Annotated in this window: 10 protein-coding genes; 4 read left to right on the forward strand and 6 right to left on the reverse strand. The window is 75.3% G+C overall.

What is annotated here, in order from left to right:
* Positions 1-23 precede the first annotated feature (23 nt).
* Positions 24-1208: a phytoene desaturase family protein gene (locus NBM05_RS02165; RefSeq protein WP_309248093.1), complete on the forward strand. Its 1185-nt coding sequence runs from the start codon at positions 24-26 to the stop codon at positions 1206-1208.
* A 468-nt stretch (positions 1209-1676) separates the two neighbouring features.
* Here NBM05_RS02165 and NBM05_RS02175 read toward each other — a convergent pair whose 3' ends face one another.
* The 3 genes from NBM05_RS02175 to NBM05_RS02185 all read right to left on the reverse strand — a co-directional run bounded on the left by NBM05_RS02175 (position 1677) and on the right by NBM05_RS02185 (position 5644).
* A complete protein-coding gene (locus NBM05_RS02175) occupies positions 1677-3314 on the reverse strand; it encodes a CYTH and CHAD domain-containing protein (RefSeq protein WP_302183618.1) in 1638 nt (545 codons plus the stop codon).
* Positions 3315-3357: 43 nt separating this feature from the next.
* Complete coding sequence (locus NBM05_RS02180) at positions 3358-3522, reverse strand: hypothetical protein (RefSeq protein ID WP_254164805.1); 165 nt, start codon at positions 3520-3522, stop codon at positions 3358-3360.
* Positions 3523-4786: 1264 nt separating this feature from the next.
* The gene (locus NBM05_RS02185) at positions 4787-5644 is read right to left on the reverse strand and encodes a UTP--glucose-1-phosphate uridylyltransferase (RefSeq protein WP_373689263.1); all 858 of its coding nucleotides are present in this window, start codon (positions 5642-5644) and stop codon (positions 4787-4789) included.
* A 160-nt stretch (positions 5645-5804) separates the two neighbouring features.
* Here NBM05_RS02185 and NBM05_RS02190 point away from each other — a divergent pair, with 160 nt between their 5' ends.
* The 3 genes from NBM05_RS02190 (at position 5805) to NBM05_RS02200 (ending at position 7785) form a co-directional block, all read left to right on the forward strand.
* Positions 5805-6455 (forward strand): 5-formyltetrahydrofolate cyclo-ligase, encoded by a 651-nt coding sequence (locus NBM05_RS02190; protein WP_254164808.1) that lies wholly within the window; start codon positions 5805-5807, stop codon positions 6453-6455.
* Between the two features lie 37 nt (positions 6456-6492).
* Entirely contained in the window at positions 6493-6735 is a 243-nt protein-coding gene (locus NBM05_RS02195) for an FmdB family zinc ribbon protein (RefSeq protein WP_254164809.1), read from the forward strand.
* A gap of 423 nt (positions 6736-7158) precedes the next feature.
* A complete protein-coding gene (locus tag NBM05_RS02200; protein WP_254164810.1) occupies positions 7159-7785 on the forward strand; it encodes an SAF domain-containing protein in 627 nt (208 codons plus the stop codon).
* A gap of 138 nt (positions 7786-7923) precedes the next feature.
* Here NBM05_RS02200 and NBM05_RS02205 read toward each other — a convergent pair whose 3' ends face one another.
* From NBM05_RS02205 to guaA, 3 genes are all read right to left on the reverse strand, one after another.
* Positions 7924-12339 (reverse strand): hypothetical protein, encoded by a 4416-nt coding sequence (locus tag NBM05_RS02205; RefSeq protein WP_254164811.1) that lies wholly within the window; start codon positions 12337-12339, stop codon positions 7924-7926.
* 134 nt (positions 12340-12473) lie between these two features.
* A complete protein-coding gene (locus NBM05_RS02210) occupies positions 12474-13247 on the reverse strand; it encodes a MurR/RpiR family transcriptional regulator (RefSeq protein ID WP_254164812.1) in 774 nt (257 codons plus the stop codon).
* A gap of 432 nt (positions 13248-13679) precedes the next feature.
* Positions 13680-15284: a glutamine-hydrolyzing GMP synthase gene (gene guaA, locus NBM05_RS02215; RefSeq protein WP_254164813.1), complete on the reverse strand. Its 1605-nt coding sequence runs from the start codon at positions 15282-15284 to the stop codon at positions 13680-13682.
* Positions 15285-15320: the final 36 nt, after the last annotated feature.

Genomic DNA, 15320 nt, shown 5'->3' on the forward strand with positions numbered 1-15320 from the left:
GGCTTGGAGGACCGCGGCCTGGAGTGGCTGCACCCCGAGCTCCCCTCGCCCACCCGCTGCCCGGCCGGCCGGCCGCCCTGCTGCGGCGCGACGCCGAGGCCACGGCCCGCGGACTGGGCCCGGACGGCCGCGCCTGGAGGTCGGTGCACACGCCGCTGCTCGGCTCCCCCGCCGCCGTCCCGCGCAACGTCATGGGGCCGCTCCTGCGCTGGCCCCGCGACCCGGCGGTCATGGCCCGCTTCGGCGCCCGGGCCGTGTGGAGCGCCTCCGCGCTGGCCCGGGCGTGCTTCCGCGGGGACGAGGCGCGCGCGCTGTTCACCGGCTCCGCCCTCCACGCGGTGATGCCCCCCTCGCACCCGCTCACCGCCGCCTTCGGGACCGTCTTCGGGGCGCTGGGCATGACCAGCGGGTGGCCCGTGGCCCGCGGCGGCTCGCAGGCGATCGTGGACGCCCTCGTGCGCGTCCTGACGGAGGCCGGGGGGAGGATCCGCTGCGGCGTCGAGGTCGCCGACTTGCGGGACCTCCCGGCGCACGACGTCGCGGTGCTCGACGTCGTACCCTCCGGCCTCCTGGCCCTGGGCGGCACCGACCTGCCCGAGGGGTACGCGCGGCGGCTCCGGAGGTGGCGCCACGGGCCCGCGGTGCACAAGGTCGACTTCCTGCTCGACGGCCCCGTGCCGTGGGCGGACCCCCGGGTGGGCACGGCCGGCACGGTGCACGTGGGCGGCGGGCCGGAGGAGCTGGGCGCGGCCGAGGACGCCGTGCGGCGCGGCTCGCTGCCCCAGCGGCCCTTCGTGATGGTCACCCAGCAGCAGGCGGCCGACCCCTCCCGCTGCGCGCTGCCCGGCCGGCACGTGCTGTGGACCTACGCGCACGTGCCCCACGGCTGCTCCCGCGACGTCCGGCCGCTGATCGAGGCGCAGATCGAGCGCTTCGCCCCCGGGTTCCGCGACCGCGTCCTCACGGCCCGCGACGAGCCCCCCGCGGCCCTCGAGCGCTGGAACCCCAACCTGGTGGGCGGGGACATCGGCGGCGGCTCCCTCGGCGGCCTCCAGCAGGTCTTCCGGCCGACGCCGTCCCTGCAGCCCTACCGCGCCGGGCGCAGGGGACTGTACCTCTGCTCGTCCTCGACGCCGCCCGGGGGCGGTGCGCACGGGATGGGCGGGTGGAACGCGGCCGGGGTGGCGCTGCGCGACCTGGGGGCCTGACGGTGGGCCAAAGGGTGATTTACCTCACCTTGTGAACAACTGGCAACACTAGAAGTGGATCTGACTAGGCCAAATAACATGCCGTCGAGCCCCGTGAGACCTTCTGGCAAGTTTTTTCGATGCGATCTCCACGTAAGGGTAGCCAAACCTCACGGCATTAGGTTATGTTTTTATTACCGAATAGCCGGGAGGCAGCTCGGGACGGATGCGGAAGGACTCTACCGCGACCGCCACGGGACGGCGCCTCCAGTGTGAAGATCTTCTTCCTGTGTGTGTGATGCAAAGGATGGGCCCCGGAAATCCGGGGCCCATCCGCCTTTAAGCACACCGTCGTCCGGGGCGGCACCTCGGTCTCAGGTCCCCGACGGCGCGCAGCGCCGGAGCCAGGCCCGGCGGGCGCCTCAGCCCGGGGCCAGGCCCGGCAGGCGCCTCAGCCCGGGGCCAGGCCCCTCGGGCGCCTCAGCCTGGCTAGGCCCCCACGGCGCGCAGCCCGGCCTCCAGGCGCCGCTCGTGCGCCTCGACCGCGCGGCCCAGGAGGATCCCGACCGCGAGCCGGCCGGCGCCCCGCCGCTGGAGCACCCGGGCGGCGTGCTCGAGCCAGGCCTGCGCCGCGCCCGCGTCCATGAGCCGACCCAGGACCGACTGCGTCGAGGCTGCCTCCGCACGCAGCGCCGCCACGGCGGTCGCGCGCTTCTGGGACATGACGCCCGTGGCCTCGAGCGCCTCGGCGGCGTACCGCAGGCTCTTCGCGGCCTTCCGCACCTCGTGCAGGCGCCGCAGGACCTTGCGGCCCGCCGCGCCGTCGTCGCCGGCCCCGGAGTGCAGGCCGAGCGCCGCGACGGACCCCGCGGAGACCTCGTCTCCCCCCGCCTTCCGCCAGGCCGTGAGCGCCTTGCCGCGGCGGCGTCGCACCCTGCCCTCCAGCTCCTCCACCATGCGGCGGCCCAGCTTGCGCGGCGAGGCGTCGGCGACCGAGCGGCGCAGCCGGGCGCCCGCGCGAGCGACGAGGGCCTCCACCGTGCGCCGGTGCCCCGCGGAGTCGAGGTGCGCGACGGCGCGACGGTGGGCGGCCCGGATCTCCTCCGCCAGCAGCTCCTCGAGCTCGCGGCGCGCGGCGCGGGTCAGTCCCGGCCAGGCGGCCTGCTCCTCGAGCTGCTCGCGGATCACCTCGAGGTCGCGCTCCTCCCCCAGCGCGAGGCCCGCCGCGCGGAGGCCCGCCACGATCTCCTCGCACAGGGAGCGCGGCATCGAGCCGCGCAGGCCCCGCAGGATGCTGCGGACGGCGCGCAGGCGGATGCGGAGCTGGTGGACGGCGTCGACGGCGTCGGCCCGCACGGCCACATCCAGCACCGGCAGCTCCTCCAGGTGCGGGAGCAGTAGCGCCGTCACCAGGTCCGCGCCGCTGCGGGGGCGGGATGCCCGGCCCGTGGACGCGCCCGCGGACGGGACGGCGCCGCGGCCGCCCTGGATCCCGGCCGCCTCGTCGAAGTCCGCGTCCTGGCCCAGGGCGCGGGCGATCTTGGCGACTGAGGTCGACGGCGTCGCCCCGGCCGCCCTCAGCGCGTCGTCGAGCACCGAGAACGCGTGGTCGCCCACCTGGGCGCCGAGCTCCGCGTCGGCGAGCTCCACCTCCCACTCCCGCCACGCGCGTTCGATGCCGGTGGAGTGGTCGAGCGAGCGGACCCGGTCGTCGCACACCTCGACGACGTGCGTCCCGTGCGCGTCGGTCAGCAGCGTCCGACGCCGCTGCGTGGCCAGATGCGCCAGCGGCTCCAGCGGCGCGCCGAGGGTCACCCCGCTCACCAGTGCGCGGACCGCGCTGGGCATGCCGGCCCGGTCCTTCAGGAGCGGCACGTGCACCTCGTGCCGGGCGCCGTTCCAGCTGAACTTCACGTGCCAGCCCTCGTCGTGGCCGCCGCGGCGGCGGCGCAGGGCCACGCGGCGGCGCAGCAGGTCGCGCGCCTCGGTGTCGTAGTAGGTGGCGTCGAGCTCCTGGTCCTGGACCTCCGCGACGGTGAGGCCGGGGACGCCCTCGAGGTCGGGCGGCGCGGCGTCGGAGGCGGGCGCCTCGTACTTCGTCTCGATCTCCAGGTGGCTCTTGCTCATGGGTCCTCCGTGGGGCGGCGGGCTCGGTGGGGCGGGCGGCTGCTCAGGCGCGGCGGCGGGAGAGGACGTCGTCGAGGTCGAGGGGCCGCGCCGTGCCGCTGGCCTCCTCCAGGCTCTTGGAGTGCGCGGCGGGCTCTGCGGGCACCTCGAGGGGCTCGGGGCGCTCGTGGCGGGCCTCGGGGGCGTCGACGTAGGTGGGTTTGGGCACCGAGACCGGGTCCCAGGTGGCGCCGGCGGCGCGGAAGGCCTGCTCGGGCCGGTTCGCGATGCGCTTGGCCTGCTCCCGCAGCCGCTCCAGGCCGGCGCCGCGCGCCGGGGCCGCGGTCGCACCGGTGGACGCGCGCGAGGCGTCCTCGCGGGGGGCTCGGGCGCGAGGGCGCCGCGGGGCGCCGCGGCGCCGAGCGCTGGGCGGCGGAGCGGTGTGGCCGGCGGGGGCAGGCGCGGTCCGGTCGGCGGGAGCGGACGCCGCGCGGTCGGCGGCGGCGGCCGGGCGCCTGGGCGCCGAGCGGGGCGCGGCGGTGGACCCCGAGGGCGTTCCTCGGCGGCGGCCGGGACCGCGCCGGCGGCACGCGGCTTCACGGCGGAGGAGGGAAGAGCGCTCGAGGAGGGGCGAGCGTTCGAAGAGGGGCGGGTGACGGCGGCGCTCGCCGCGGGCCGAGAGCGCGTGGCCCCGTGCGGCGTCGTCGTCGCCCGGCGGGCCTCCTGGTCGCTCAGCGCGAGGTAGCGCAGCGAGGCCAGGGCCCCGACGCCCACGATCACCAGGAAGACGGGCAGGGGCCAGCCAATGGAGAAGAACGGGCTCAGCAGGGCCGTCACGGCCGAGGCCACGAGGGCCAGCAGCCCCACGAGGGCGATGCCGGCCCGGCCCCGGCGGATCCCCGGGGCCGAGGGCCCGGCGGGTGCCCGGCGGACGCGCGGGCGCGGCGTCGCGACGCCTCGCGGCGCCGGTCGGCGGGGTGGGGGCGTCGCCGCGGGCGGGTGCGCCGGCGGTGGGATCGCCCGTGCCTTCGGGCTCACCGGGAGACGAGGTGCTCATCATGTCGGTCCTTTGACACAGAGGGGCGTGGTCCCGGGGGAAGGCGGGGTCGGTCTCCTCCATGATATCCCGGGCCGAGACCTGGGCAACGACCACGGGATGGCGCCGGCGATCGATGCCGCGCACCAGGCGGGTCAGCAGGATGAAGACGATGAGGAGCAGGATGCTCGACATCGAAACCCAGGAGAAAGACACCCCCTCACTGTATCCGCTGGGGGTGCGGCCTTCACCCCCGATCGGCGATGCGTCGCCGCGTGTCTCGCGGCCCGGGGAGACACCCCGCCGTGACCTGCGGAAGCGCGCGGGCGACCGCGGGGTCGGGCGCGCGGAGGGGCGAGAGCGGCGCCGCGGCCGGACAGGGGAAAGGGCACCGGCGGCCCTTCGGCCTCCGATGCCCTTCCGTGCGTTCGCCCCCTTCCGCGGGGGCCGGCGCGGCCTATTCGGCCGGCAGCGTCTCCACGAACTCCTTGAGCCAGGAGCGCATGCCGGGCCCGAGGTCCTCGCGCTCGGCGGCCAGGATGACGTTGGCCTTCAGGTAGGAGAGCTTGTCCCCGGTGTCGAAGCGGCGGCCCTTGAAGACGACGCCGTAGACGCCCTCCCCCTCCCCGTCGCCCTGCGCGAGGGTCTCCAGCGCGTCGGTGAGCTGGATCTCGTTGCCGCGCCCCGGAGGGGTGTCCTCCAGGACGTCGAAGACGCGGGGGTGCAGGACGTAGCGGCCGATGATGGCCAGGTTGGACGGGGCGTCCTCCGGGGCAGGCTTCTCGACCATGCCGGTGACCTTGACGTAGTCCTCGCCCTCGACGGCCTCCACCGCCGCGCAGCCGTAGGCGCTGATCTGATCCCGCGGGACCTCCATGAGCGCGACGACGTTGGCGCCGGTGCTCCTCTGCGCCTCGATCATGCGGACGAGGAGGTCCTCCTTCTCGTCGATCAGGTCGTCGCCCAGGAGGACCGCGAAGGGGTGCTCGCCGACGTGGGTCTTGGCGCGCAGCACCGCGTGCCCGAGGCCCCGGGGGTCGCCCTGACGGAGGTAGTGGAGCTCGCCGAGCGCCGTGGCCTGCTGCACGGACTCGAGGAGGTCGTCCTTGCCGGCCTCCTTGAGGGAGGCCTCGAGGTCGGGGATCCGGTCGAAGTGGTCCTCGAGCGCGCGCTTCGAGCGGCCGGTGATCATGAGGATGTCGTCCAGACCGGCGGAGACCGCCTCCTGGACCACGTACTGGATGGCGGGCCGATCGACGACCGGCAGCATTTCCTTGGGGCTCGCCTTCGTCGCCGGGAGGAATCGCGTTCCCATGCCCGCGGCGGGAATCACCGCTTTGGTGACGGGCTGTGCAGATGTATTTGCGGTCATATCCACACCATAGCGGAGGAGCCGGCTTATTCCCCGACTACCCGTGAGTATGGCGCGCGCGGACTATACGGATGTCGGGCCCGGGTGCGTTACGGTCGGCTGTATGAGCATCGCACCCGGGCCGGGGGCCCCCGAGGAGAAGGCCCGACTGCGCGCCGCCCTGCTGGACCGGCGGGGCCAGCGGGCCCTGGACGACGACGCCGGGGCCGAGCGCTCGCGCGACGCCCGCGCCTTCGCCGAGCACCTGGGCGCCCTCGTGCTGGCGCGCTGCCCGGAGGGCGGGACGGTGGCGGCATTCATGCCCACCCCCACCGAGCCGCCGCTGCTCTCCGCGATGGCGGCCTTCCACGCGGCCGGGCGCCGCGTCGTCGTGCCGGTCAGCCTTCCCGCGCGGCGCCTGGCGTGGGTCGAGTGGCGCCCCGGGGTGCCGGTCCGGGCCGCCGGGTTCGGCATCGACGAGCCGGAGGGCGAGCGCCTGGGCGAGGAGGAGTTCCTGCGCGCGGCCGTCCGGCTGGTCCCCGCGCTGGCCGTGGACGGCGCGGGGGTGCGCATGGGATACGGCGGCGGGTACTACGACACGGCGCTGGCGGCCGCGGGCATCCGGGACGCGGTCGGGATCCTCTACGCCGAGGAGCTGCTGCCCCCGGGGACCGTGCCCGCCCAGCCCCACGACGCCCGGCTGCTCGAGGCCTGCACGGAGCGGGGGCCGGTGCGCTTCCCGCTCGTCGGGAGCCACCGGCCGGCAGGAGTATGATGGTGCGCCGAACCTGACTTCATGAGGGAGGACCCGCGTGCCCGTCTACGCCTACCAGTGCAAGAGCTGCCAGCACCGCTTCGACATCCGCCAGTCGTTCGCCGACGCCGCCCTGACCGAGTGCCCCGAGTGCCACCGGGACGAGCTGCGCAAGAAGTTCAACACCGTGGGGGTCAGCTTCAAGGGCAGCGGCTTCTACAGCACCGATGCGAAGGCGTCGTCGTCCGCGGGGGCGTCGTCCGGCTCCTCGACCGGGTCCGGGAGCGGATCCGACTCCTGATCCGGCGTCCCCGCGGGCGGTCCGGACGGGCCCGCTGACCGAGCGTCTTCACGGCTGGCCTCGGAGGGCCCGCTGACCGAGCGTCCCCAAGGCTGACCCGAAGGGTTCCGTCGGCGCGGTCGTCCACCGGCGTGCTCGCTCACGCGCTGATCGAGTGGCCGCTCGGCCCGCCGCGGTGACAGGCTGGGCGGCATGACCCCACGATCCTCGCCACCGCAGTCCGTCGCCCCCGAGCCGTCCCCGGATCGCCGGTCAAGGCCGGCTCCGCCGCGCGCCCCGGCTTCTTCACGCGTTCGATTCTCCCAGCGCGCCCGGCCCGCTCTTCGCGCCCGGCCCGATCCGCACGCCCCATCCCCTTCGCAGGCCCGCCCCTCCCGTCGCGCGCGCCGTTCGGTGCCATTGCGGGTGCGCTGGCGCTCGCTGGTGAGTCGGCGGGCCCGCACGGCCGGGACGGTCCTGCTGGTCCTCGCGGCGGTCGGCTCGGTGCTCTGGCCCCGACCCTCGCCCGCCCTCCCCTCGCGGCTCGTCGTCGCCGAGCGCGACCTGCCCGCGGGCCACGTCCTGGCTCCCGGGGACCTCGCCGTGCTCGAGGTCGCCGGCGAGGGCCTGCCTCGCCCGGAGGAGGCCGAGGACCTCCGCGCCGACCTGCTCGACTCCCAGCTGGCCCTGTCCGTCCGCGCGGGCGAGCCCCTGACCCGGTCGGCGTCCTCCGGCGGAAGCGTGGCGCGCGAGCTGCCCGAGGACCTGGTGGCCGTCAGCGTGCGCGCCCGTGATCCGGCGTCGTCGGAGCTGGTGCGGCCCGGGGATCGGGCGACGCTGCTGACCTCCACGGCCGCGGGGGAACCCGTGGAGGCCGAGGCGATCGTCCTGCGGCGGGCGGAGGTCCCGGCCGACGGCGGCGGCTCAAGCGGCTCCGGAGGGGGCGGTCCGGGGTGGGGCGGTCCGGTGAGGGGCGGCGGGGAATCTCCCGTGCTGGTCGGCGTGGCCCCCGAGGACGCCCGCCGGCTCGCCGCGGCCGAGCCGAGCGTGAGCTTCGCGCTGCACCGGTGACGCTAGCACCGGTGACGCTAACCCCAGTGCGGCGGGCGCTCCTCCAGCAGCCAGCGGCCGCGCTCGTCGAGGGGCGCGCCCGCCTCGTGATCCGGCGCGCCGGCGTCCCGGCTCGGCGCGGCGGGGGCCGTCCCGGCGTCATCGTGCGCCGGCTCCTCGCGGGGCCCCGCCGAGGCAGGCTCCTCTCCTCGCCCGGGGCGGGGTCCAGGTCCCGCCGGTCGCCCGGCGCGCGCCCCGGTGGCGGTACCGGCGCGGGGCGGCCTCCGTCACCGGGGCCGCCCGTCGAGGCGACCGTGGTCGCCCGAACCGACGGGGCGTCCGAGCCGCCGTGCGCGCCTGTACTGGCGGGGCCGCCGTGCGAGCCGTGCCGGCCGGAACGTCGGGCTTCCCGCCCGCCTGCTCGAGGCCCAAGGTGCGCAGGATGCCGTCGGCCACGCTCTGGGGGTCCGAGAAGACGTCCACCGTCCAGACCGGGGCGTGGTTCCACCCGGTGCCCATGAGCATCTCGGGCAGCAGGCGGGAGCGCTCGCGCACCGTCATGCGCGCGTACTCCTCGGTGCCGTCGGAGGTCACCGCCACGGGGAAGCGCAGGGTCTCCGCGCTCCCCCGGAGGCCCCGCGTGCCGTGGCCCGAGGTCCGCGCCCGAGGGCTGGGGACGGCGCCGGAGGAGAGCGACTCGCCCGCGGCGGTGGCCACGGCGTCGACCTCCAGGCCGGTGCTCAGGCCCACCTGGGCGCCGCGGATGCGCAGGCGCCGGGCGAGGTCCGCCAGGAGCCAGTCGGCCTGCTGCTCGCGCTCGTCCGGGTCGTAGACGGAGAGGAAGCGGCTGGCCGGGCGGGCGCCCGGCAGCCCGCCCTCGGCCCCGGCGCCCTGCCCCGGCTCGGGCGCCCCCGCGGTCGCCTCGGACTCCCGCGCCGCGTCGTGGCGCTCCAGCAGGGCCACGAGGTCGCCCATGCCCTCCCGCAGGTCGGCCCCCCGCAGCTGCTCGAGCGTGAGGGAGGAGACGATGCGCGTGTGGAAGCGGGCGGCCGTGACCGCCATGACGAAGCGCTGGCGCCCCCTGGCCTCGGCGAGCTGCCCGAAGTGCGCGGCGCGCCCGCCCGCCTCCGGCGAGACGCCGAGGGAGAGGATCACCCGGTCGCGGCGGATCCCGCGGGCCCGGGCGAGGTCGAGCACGCGGAAGGGCTCCGCGCGGGCCTCGAAGAACTCGGCGAGCTCCGGGTGGCGCCCGATGCCGTACCGGACCCCCTCCGCGATCCGCGCGGCGTGGCGCGGCCCGGAGGTCAGCACGGCCAGCGACTGCCGCGGGTTGCGGGCCGCGTGGTCGAAGATCATGCCGACGACGGCGCGCACCTCCGCCGCGGGCGACTCCACCACGGGCGCGCCCAGGTGGTCGTCCGGCTGCTCGGCGTGCAGGTAGTCCACCCGCAGCGAGCGCACCGGGCCGACGGCCTCCTCGCCGTAGGGCATCGAGCGCAGCTCGCCGTCGTAGAAGGTCTCGTTCAGGTACTCCAGGACGGACCGGTCCCGGCAGTCGCCGACCCTGCGCAGCGTCCGGGAGGGGTAGACCCGCCCGAGCACCTCGAGCGCCGACTCCACCGGGGCCGTGCTGGCGTCGCGGTCCCCGCCCAGGACCGGCGAGACGATGAAGGGCTGGGGGTAGCCGGAGACGTCGTCGCCGACGGCGATCACCTGGTCGGTGCGGGCGAAGGCGGCGAGGCAGGCGCCCAGCGGCGTCGAGTCGGCGTCGAGGACCACCACCGCGTCGGTCCGCGCCCCGGCCGGCAGGGACCGGCCGACCGCGAAGGGGCTGGCCAGCCACAGCGGCTTCAGGGCGGCGAGCACCCGCGGCGCGTGCTGCAGGTACTCGCCCAGCGGGGCGGGCGCCCCCTTGAGCAGCTTGCGCAGCTCGCGGGACTGCAGCGGCTTGAGGTTCACGGCCCGGCTCCACCCCTGCGCGACGCCGTGGCGCACCCGGGCGGGGCCCGAGGCGACGTGCGCGGCGTCGGCCCGCCGGAACGCGGTCTCCCAGTCGGCGAGGCGGGCGCCGTCGACGAGGTTGACCTCCGAGCGGGTCAGCATGATCTCGAAGGCCGACTGCCACCAGGCGAGGTCCAGCTCGTCCGCGACGCCGTGCTGCGGGACCTCCCGCCGCTCGAGGTCGGCCAGCAGCTCGCCGAGCCCCTTGCCGCGCAGGATGCCCAGCAGCCGCTCCCGCTCCGGGAGGGTGTCCAGGAGGAAGGGGTCCCCGGCCATGGTCTCCAGGAAGCGCTGCAGCTCGCGGATCGGCGTCGCGAAGTAGTCGCGGCGAGCCGGGCTGTCCTCCATGACGATCGCCAGCCCGGAGACCTCCGCGGCGAGCCGGTCGTAGGTGCCCCGGAGCTCGGCCAGCCCCTCGGGGACCGCCGCGGGACGCCCGTCCACGACCCACTCCTGGCGCGCCTCGCGCTGCTCCTGGACCGTGACCAGGCAGCGGTGGACGTCGGAGAGGTGGACCTGCGGCCGGATGTACTCCTTGGCCGCGCGGCGCAGCTTGGAGCGCTGCAGCGCGGACATGTCGATCCCCCGCTCCCGCCGCCAGGCCGAGGAGGCGGTCGCGGCGATGAGGTCGGTGACCGGGCCGTCGAAGACCTCGGGGGTGAAGCGCTCGAGCGTCTCGGCCATGCCCTCCAGCAGGGAGATCTGCTCGTCCCAGCCGCCCAGGGTCTCGGCGCGCTCCAGGCCCACCGCGTCCAGGGCGCCCTCGAGGCGCGTGCCGAGCTCCCGGACGGTCTTCAGGATGTCGCGCACCAGCTCCCGGGCGCGCCCGGTCTCCTCGGTGTTGACCAGCCTCGCCCCGAACCAGGCGGATTCGCGGGTCGCGGCGTGGAAGGCGCGCAGCTCGGCCGCGCGCTCGAGCTGGGCGACGGTCTCGGCGCGGTCGACGGTCGCATCCAGGACGGCCCGCTTGAACCGCACCCGGGTGGAGGGCGCCGGGTTCTTGGCCGTGAGCTCGGCGAGGGTCTGCATGGCCCGGTACGGGGTGACGCCCCAGCGCTCCTCGTGCCAGTGCAGGGACTCGACGTGCTCGGCCAGCCGCGTCCGGGCCTGCTCCAGGTCCCGGTGCAGCGCGTCCAGCTGCGGCGCCTCGGAGCGCTCGTGCTCCACGATCGAGGCAATGAGCGAGCGGGAGAGGTCCTCCGGGTCGTTCTCCTCCCCCGGCTCGAGCACGAGCTCGCCGAGGCCCAGCTCCTCCAGCCGGCGCTTGGCCTCGGTCAGGGTCGCCCGGCGCTCGGCCAGGATCATGACGGACTTCCCCTGCTCGGCCAGCCCGGCGACGACGTTGAGCGCGGCTCGCAGCGGCTGCGTCCCGGCGGGCGCCCGCACGGTCATCGACTCGCCGGCGCGGGCCAGCTGCACGATCTCGGAGACGGCCGAGTCGGCGTCGTAGACCAGGGTCTCCTCGGCGGGGGCCAGAGAGTCGGGGTGGGTCGCGGCGCGGGTGGGCCCCGGGCGCTCGCGGGGGGCGCCCACCTCGGCCGTCTCCAGGTCGGAGAGGTCCCGCAGGATGCCGGCGGCGGAGCGGCGGGGCAGCTCGCCCACGGTGTCGGAGAGGTCCGCGAAGGTCGAGACGACGGTGGTCGCCTCGACGTGCATCCCCAGCACCCCGGAGCAGACGGTGCGCACGGCCTCGAGCACGGGGTCGGGGGTCAGCCGCGAGCCCGAGACCGCCTTGCGGGCCACGCCCTGGGCCACCAGGTCGATCCCGTACTCGTGGCGCAGCTGGCGGACCATTCCCGGGTTGAGGCGGGCCGGGCCGGTGAGCTTGAGCTCGTAGTCGTCCCCGCCGGGGTGCGGGGTGATGCTGATGGGTGCCAGCAGGATCGGGGCGATGAACCGCTTCTCGACGCCGCGGCGCTGGCCGGGTGCCGCCGCCGCGCGCTGCTCGCGGGAGATCCACGACGCCGTCCCCGCGGCGAAGAAGCCGGCGGACAGGCCGTGGTCGGCGTCGAGCTCGAAGGTCTTGGCGCGGATCGCCTGCGCCGAGCGCATCCCGGCGTTGAGCACCGAGCGGTCCCGGAGGATCGTCGACAGGCGGGTCTTGCGGCCCGAGAGCAGCTGGGCGTAGCCGGAGGGGTTGGACTCGGTCAGGTCGATGTGGACGTTGTCGACGCGGTTGAAGTCCAGCAGCGCGTCCGGTCCCGTGTAGACCTCGACCTGCTGGAGCCACCGGCCGAGGCGCAGCTCGCCGGTCTCCTCGGGCGGCTGGGGATCCCCCGCCCGCTCGGACCGAGACGAGCCCTCGGCGCGCTCGGACGGGGAGGACTCCTCCGCCCGCTGGGACGGGGAGGACCCCTCGGCGCGCTCGGACCGGGAGGCCCCCTCCGCCTGCCCAGCCGGGAAGGAGCCCCCGGCCTGCCCTGCCGGGGAGGCTCCGGCCGGCGCCTCGCCCGCCCCGGGATCGGCGCTCGGGCGCGCGGGGCCCCACGGGGCGCCGGAGGGGGCGGAGGGCCCGCTGGCGGCCGGGTCCCCCGCCGTGGAGGTGCCGGTTCCTACGGAGTGCGAGTCGCTCACAGTGCCTCAACTTCTCGTCTCTGGTGATAGTGTGCCCGCGACGGCGCGCACCCCTCCATTCTAGGAGTTCCCGCCCCGCGTTCGCGCATCCGCGGCGGAGGGCCCTGCCCGTGCGGCGAGCCCCGCCCGTCCCCTCAGCGCCGCGCCAGCCCCCGCCTCTCCCGCAGATGCATCACGTACCGCCTGACCAGGTAGTCCAGGACCACGTTGAGGCCGATCCACGAGTAGTAGGATTCGGAGCCCCCGACCCGCCCGAGCGGGCTCGCGCAGTAGTGCAGCATCCACTCCGGGTTGTAGCTGCGCTCCCGGTCCCCCAGGCGCGTGATCGCGAGCGTCTGCAGGGAGCGCAGGAGGAACAGCTCCGCGAGCTCGGCCTGGGCGGGCATGCCGTCCCCGCCGGAGATCAGGACCAGCAGGTCCTCCGGGTCCATGGCGGGGAGGCTCGCCTTGAGCTCCTTGACGCCGGGGACCATGACGGTCGAGGTGCCGTTGATCAGCAGCGCCTTGGACAGCTCCTGCGCGGCCGTGCGCGAGGAGAAGTCGGTGCCGTAGCAGTAGACGGTCCGCGCCCGCTGCATCCGGTGCAGCACGGGACCGAGGTCCGCCCGCTCCAGCTGCGCCAGCGTGCCCTCGACGTCGCGCCGCTGCGCCGCGACCAGGTCCGCGACCTCGCTCGTGGGCGCCGAGCGGGAGTGCCGCAGGAAGTACTTCAGCTCGGAGAAGCCGCTGAAGCCGAGCTTCTTCGTCAGCCGCATGACGGAGGAGGGCGAGGTGAAGGTGCTGTGGGCGACCGCCTGCACCGACGACTCGACCACCCGGTCCTGGTTGGCCAGGACGTAGCTCATGATGGCGCGCTCGGTGTCGTTCCATTTCTCGTGGCGCGAGGCGACCACGCTCTCCAGGTTCATGCATTCCTCCCCCGCCCCGCGCGAGGTGTCCCGCGGGGCCACCGTCAGACAGATTCTTCCATTCGGAATCCCTCGGGCGGCCCGCGGCGGCGCGCGATCCCCGTGCGCTGTGGACCGAGGGGCGCCCCGGCCCCGCCGCCGGACCGTTGGGGGCGTCGGGCGGTGCGGCTCGGCCGCGACCCCGCGTGCCGAGGCGCGTCGCCGCGCCGCCTCGCCCTCCCCCGCAGCGATCCGGGCTGCCTCGAAGGTTCACTGCCGAGATTAGGTGGGGGCGGGGCGGAAATCCGCAGAAAGCGGCGGCGTGGAACGTATGCCGGAGATGCGGTACAAACCGGGCACGGACGCGGAACGGCCCGCCGCCTCCCCGGAGCGGGGACGACGACGGGCCGTCGGTCGGCCCGGCCGCTCACGCGGGGGCCGGGCCGGGGAGTCCTACTCCCACTCGATGGTTCCCGGGGGCTTGGAGGTCACGTCCAGGACCACCCGGTTGACCTCCTGGACCTCGTTGGTGATGCGGTTGGAGATCCGCGCCAGCAGGTCGTAGGGCAGACGGGACCAGTCGGCGGTCATCGCGTCCTCGGAGGAGACCGGGCGCAGCACGATCGGGTGGCCGTAGGTGCGGCCGTCGCCCTGGACGCCCACCGAGCGTACCTGCGAGAGCAGGACCACCGGCATCTGCCAGACCTCCTCGTCCAGGCCGGCACGGGTCAGCTCGGCGCGGGCGATCGCGTCGGCCGCGCGCAGCACCTCGAGGTTCTCGCGGGTGACCTCGCCGATCACGCGGATGCCGAGGCCCGGGCCCGGGAAGGGCTGGCGGGCCACGATCTTCTCCGGCACGCCCAGCTGGCGGCCGATCGCCCGGACTTCGTCCTTGAACAGGGTGCGCAGCGGCTCGACCAGGTCGAACTTCAGGTCCTCGGGCAGCCCGCCCACGTTGTGGTGCGACTTGATGTTCGCCGCGCCCTCGCCGCCGCCGGACTCGACGACGTCGGGGTAGAGCGTGCCCTGGACCAGGAACTTGATGTCCTCGCCCGAGCCGCCCAGCTCGGCGATCAGGGTGCGCTGCGCGTCCTCGAAGGAGCGGATGAACTCGCGGCCGATCGCCTTGCGCTTGAGCTCGGGGTCGGTCAGGCCCTCGAGGGCGCCCAGGAACCGGTCCGACTCGTCGATGGTCACCACGCGGATGCCCATGGTCTCGGCGTAGTCCTGCTCGACCTGCTCCCGCTCGCCCTGGCGCAGCAGCCCGTGGTCGATGAAGAAGCAGGTCAGCTGGTCGCCGACCGCCTCGTGGACCAGCGCGGCCGCGACCGAGGAGTCGACGCCGCCGGACAGCGCGCAGATGACCTGCGCGTCCCCGACCTGCTCGCGGATCCTCTCGACCTGCTCCTCGATGACGTTGCCCGTGGTCCAGGTCGGCTCGAGCCCGGCCACGTTGAACAGGAAGTTCTCCAGGGCCTGCTGGCCGAAGTTGGAGTGCCGGACCTCGGGGTGCCACTGCACGCCGCCCAGCTTGCGCTCCTCGTGGACGAAGGCGGCGACCGGGGTCGCCTCGGTGGTCGCGAGGACCTCGAAGCCGGCGGGCGCCTCGGTCACGGAGTCGCCGTGGCTCATCCACACGTTCTGCATCACGGGGGTGCCGCCCAGGAAGGAGACGCCGCCGCCGGTCAGGGTCGCGTCGGTCGCGCCGTACTCGCGCAGGCCGGTGTGGGACACCGTGCCCCCGAGGGCCTGGGCCATCGCCTGGAAGCCGTAGCAGATGCCGAACACGGGCACGCCGGCCTCGACCAGGGCCGGGTCGAGCGAGGGGGCGCCGTCGTCGTAGACGCTGGACGGGCCGCCGGACAGGACCAGGGCCGCGGGGTTCTTGGCCAGGATCTTCTCGACCGGCATGTTGTGCGGCACGATCTCGGAGTAGACGTTGGCGTCGCGCACGCGCCGCGCGATGAGCTGGGCGTACTGCGCGCCGAAGTCGACGACGAGTACCGGTCGGTCCTCCAGCTCGGTGGAGACCGGGTCAACGGTGTGGGTCACTGACATTCCTCGGGGTTGGTGAGCAGAGGGGTGAGGTGCGCC

It is taken from the genome of Rothia santali (assembly GCF_024199905.1).
Taxonomy (GTDB): Bacteria; Actinomycetota; Actinomycetes; order Actinomycetales; family Micrococcaceae; genus Rothia; species Rothia santali.

Coding starts and splice junctions, on each gene's coding strand:
- NBM05_RS02175 (WP_302183618.1), bottom strand. CDS start 3,314: ATGAGCAAGAGCCACCTGGAGATCGAGACGAAGTACGAGGCGCCCGCC.
- NBM05_RS02185 (WP_373689263.1), bottom strand. CDS start 5,644: ATGGGAACGCGATTCCTCCCGGCGACGAAGGCGAGCCCCAAGGAAATG.
- NBM05_RS02190 (WP_254164808.1), top strand. CDS start 5,805: ATGAGCATCGCACCCGGGCCGGGGGCCCCCGAGGAGAAGGCCCGACTG.
- NBM05_RS02210 (WP_254164812.1), bottom strand. CDS start 13,247: ATGAACCTGGAGAGCGTGGTCGCCTCGCGCCACGAGAAATGGAACGAC.
- guaA (WP_254164813.1), bottom strand. CDS start 15,284: ATGTCAGTGACCCACACCGTTGACCCGGTCTCCACCGAGCTGGAGGAC.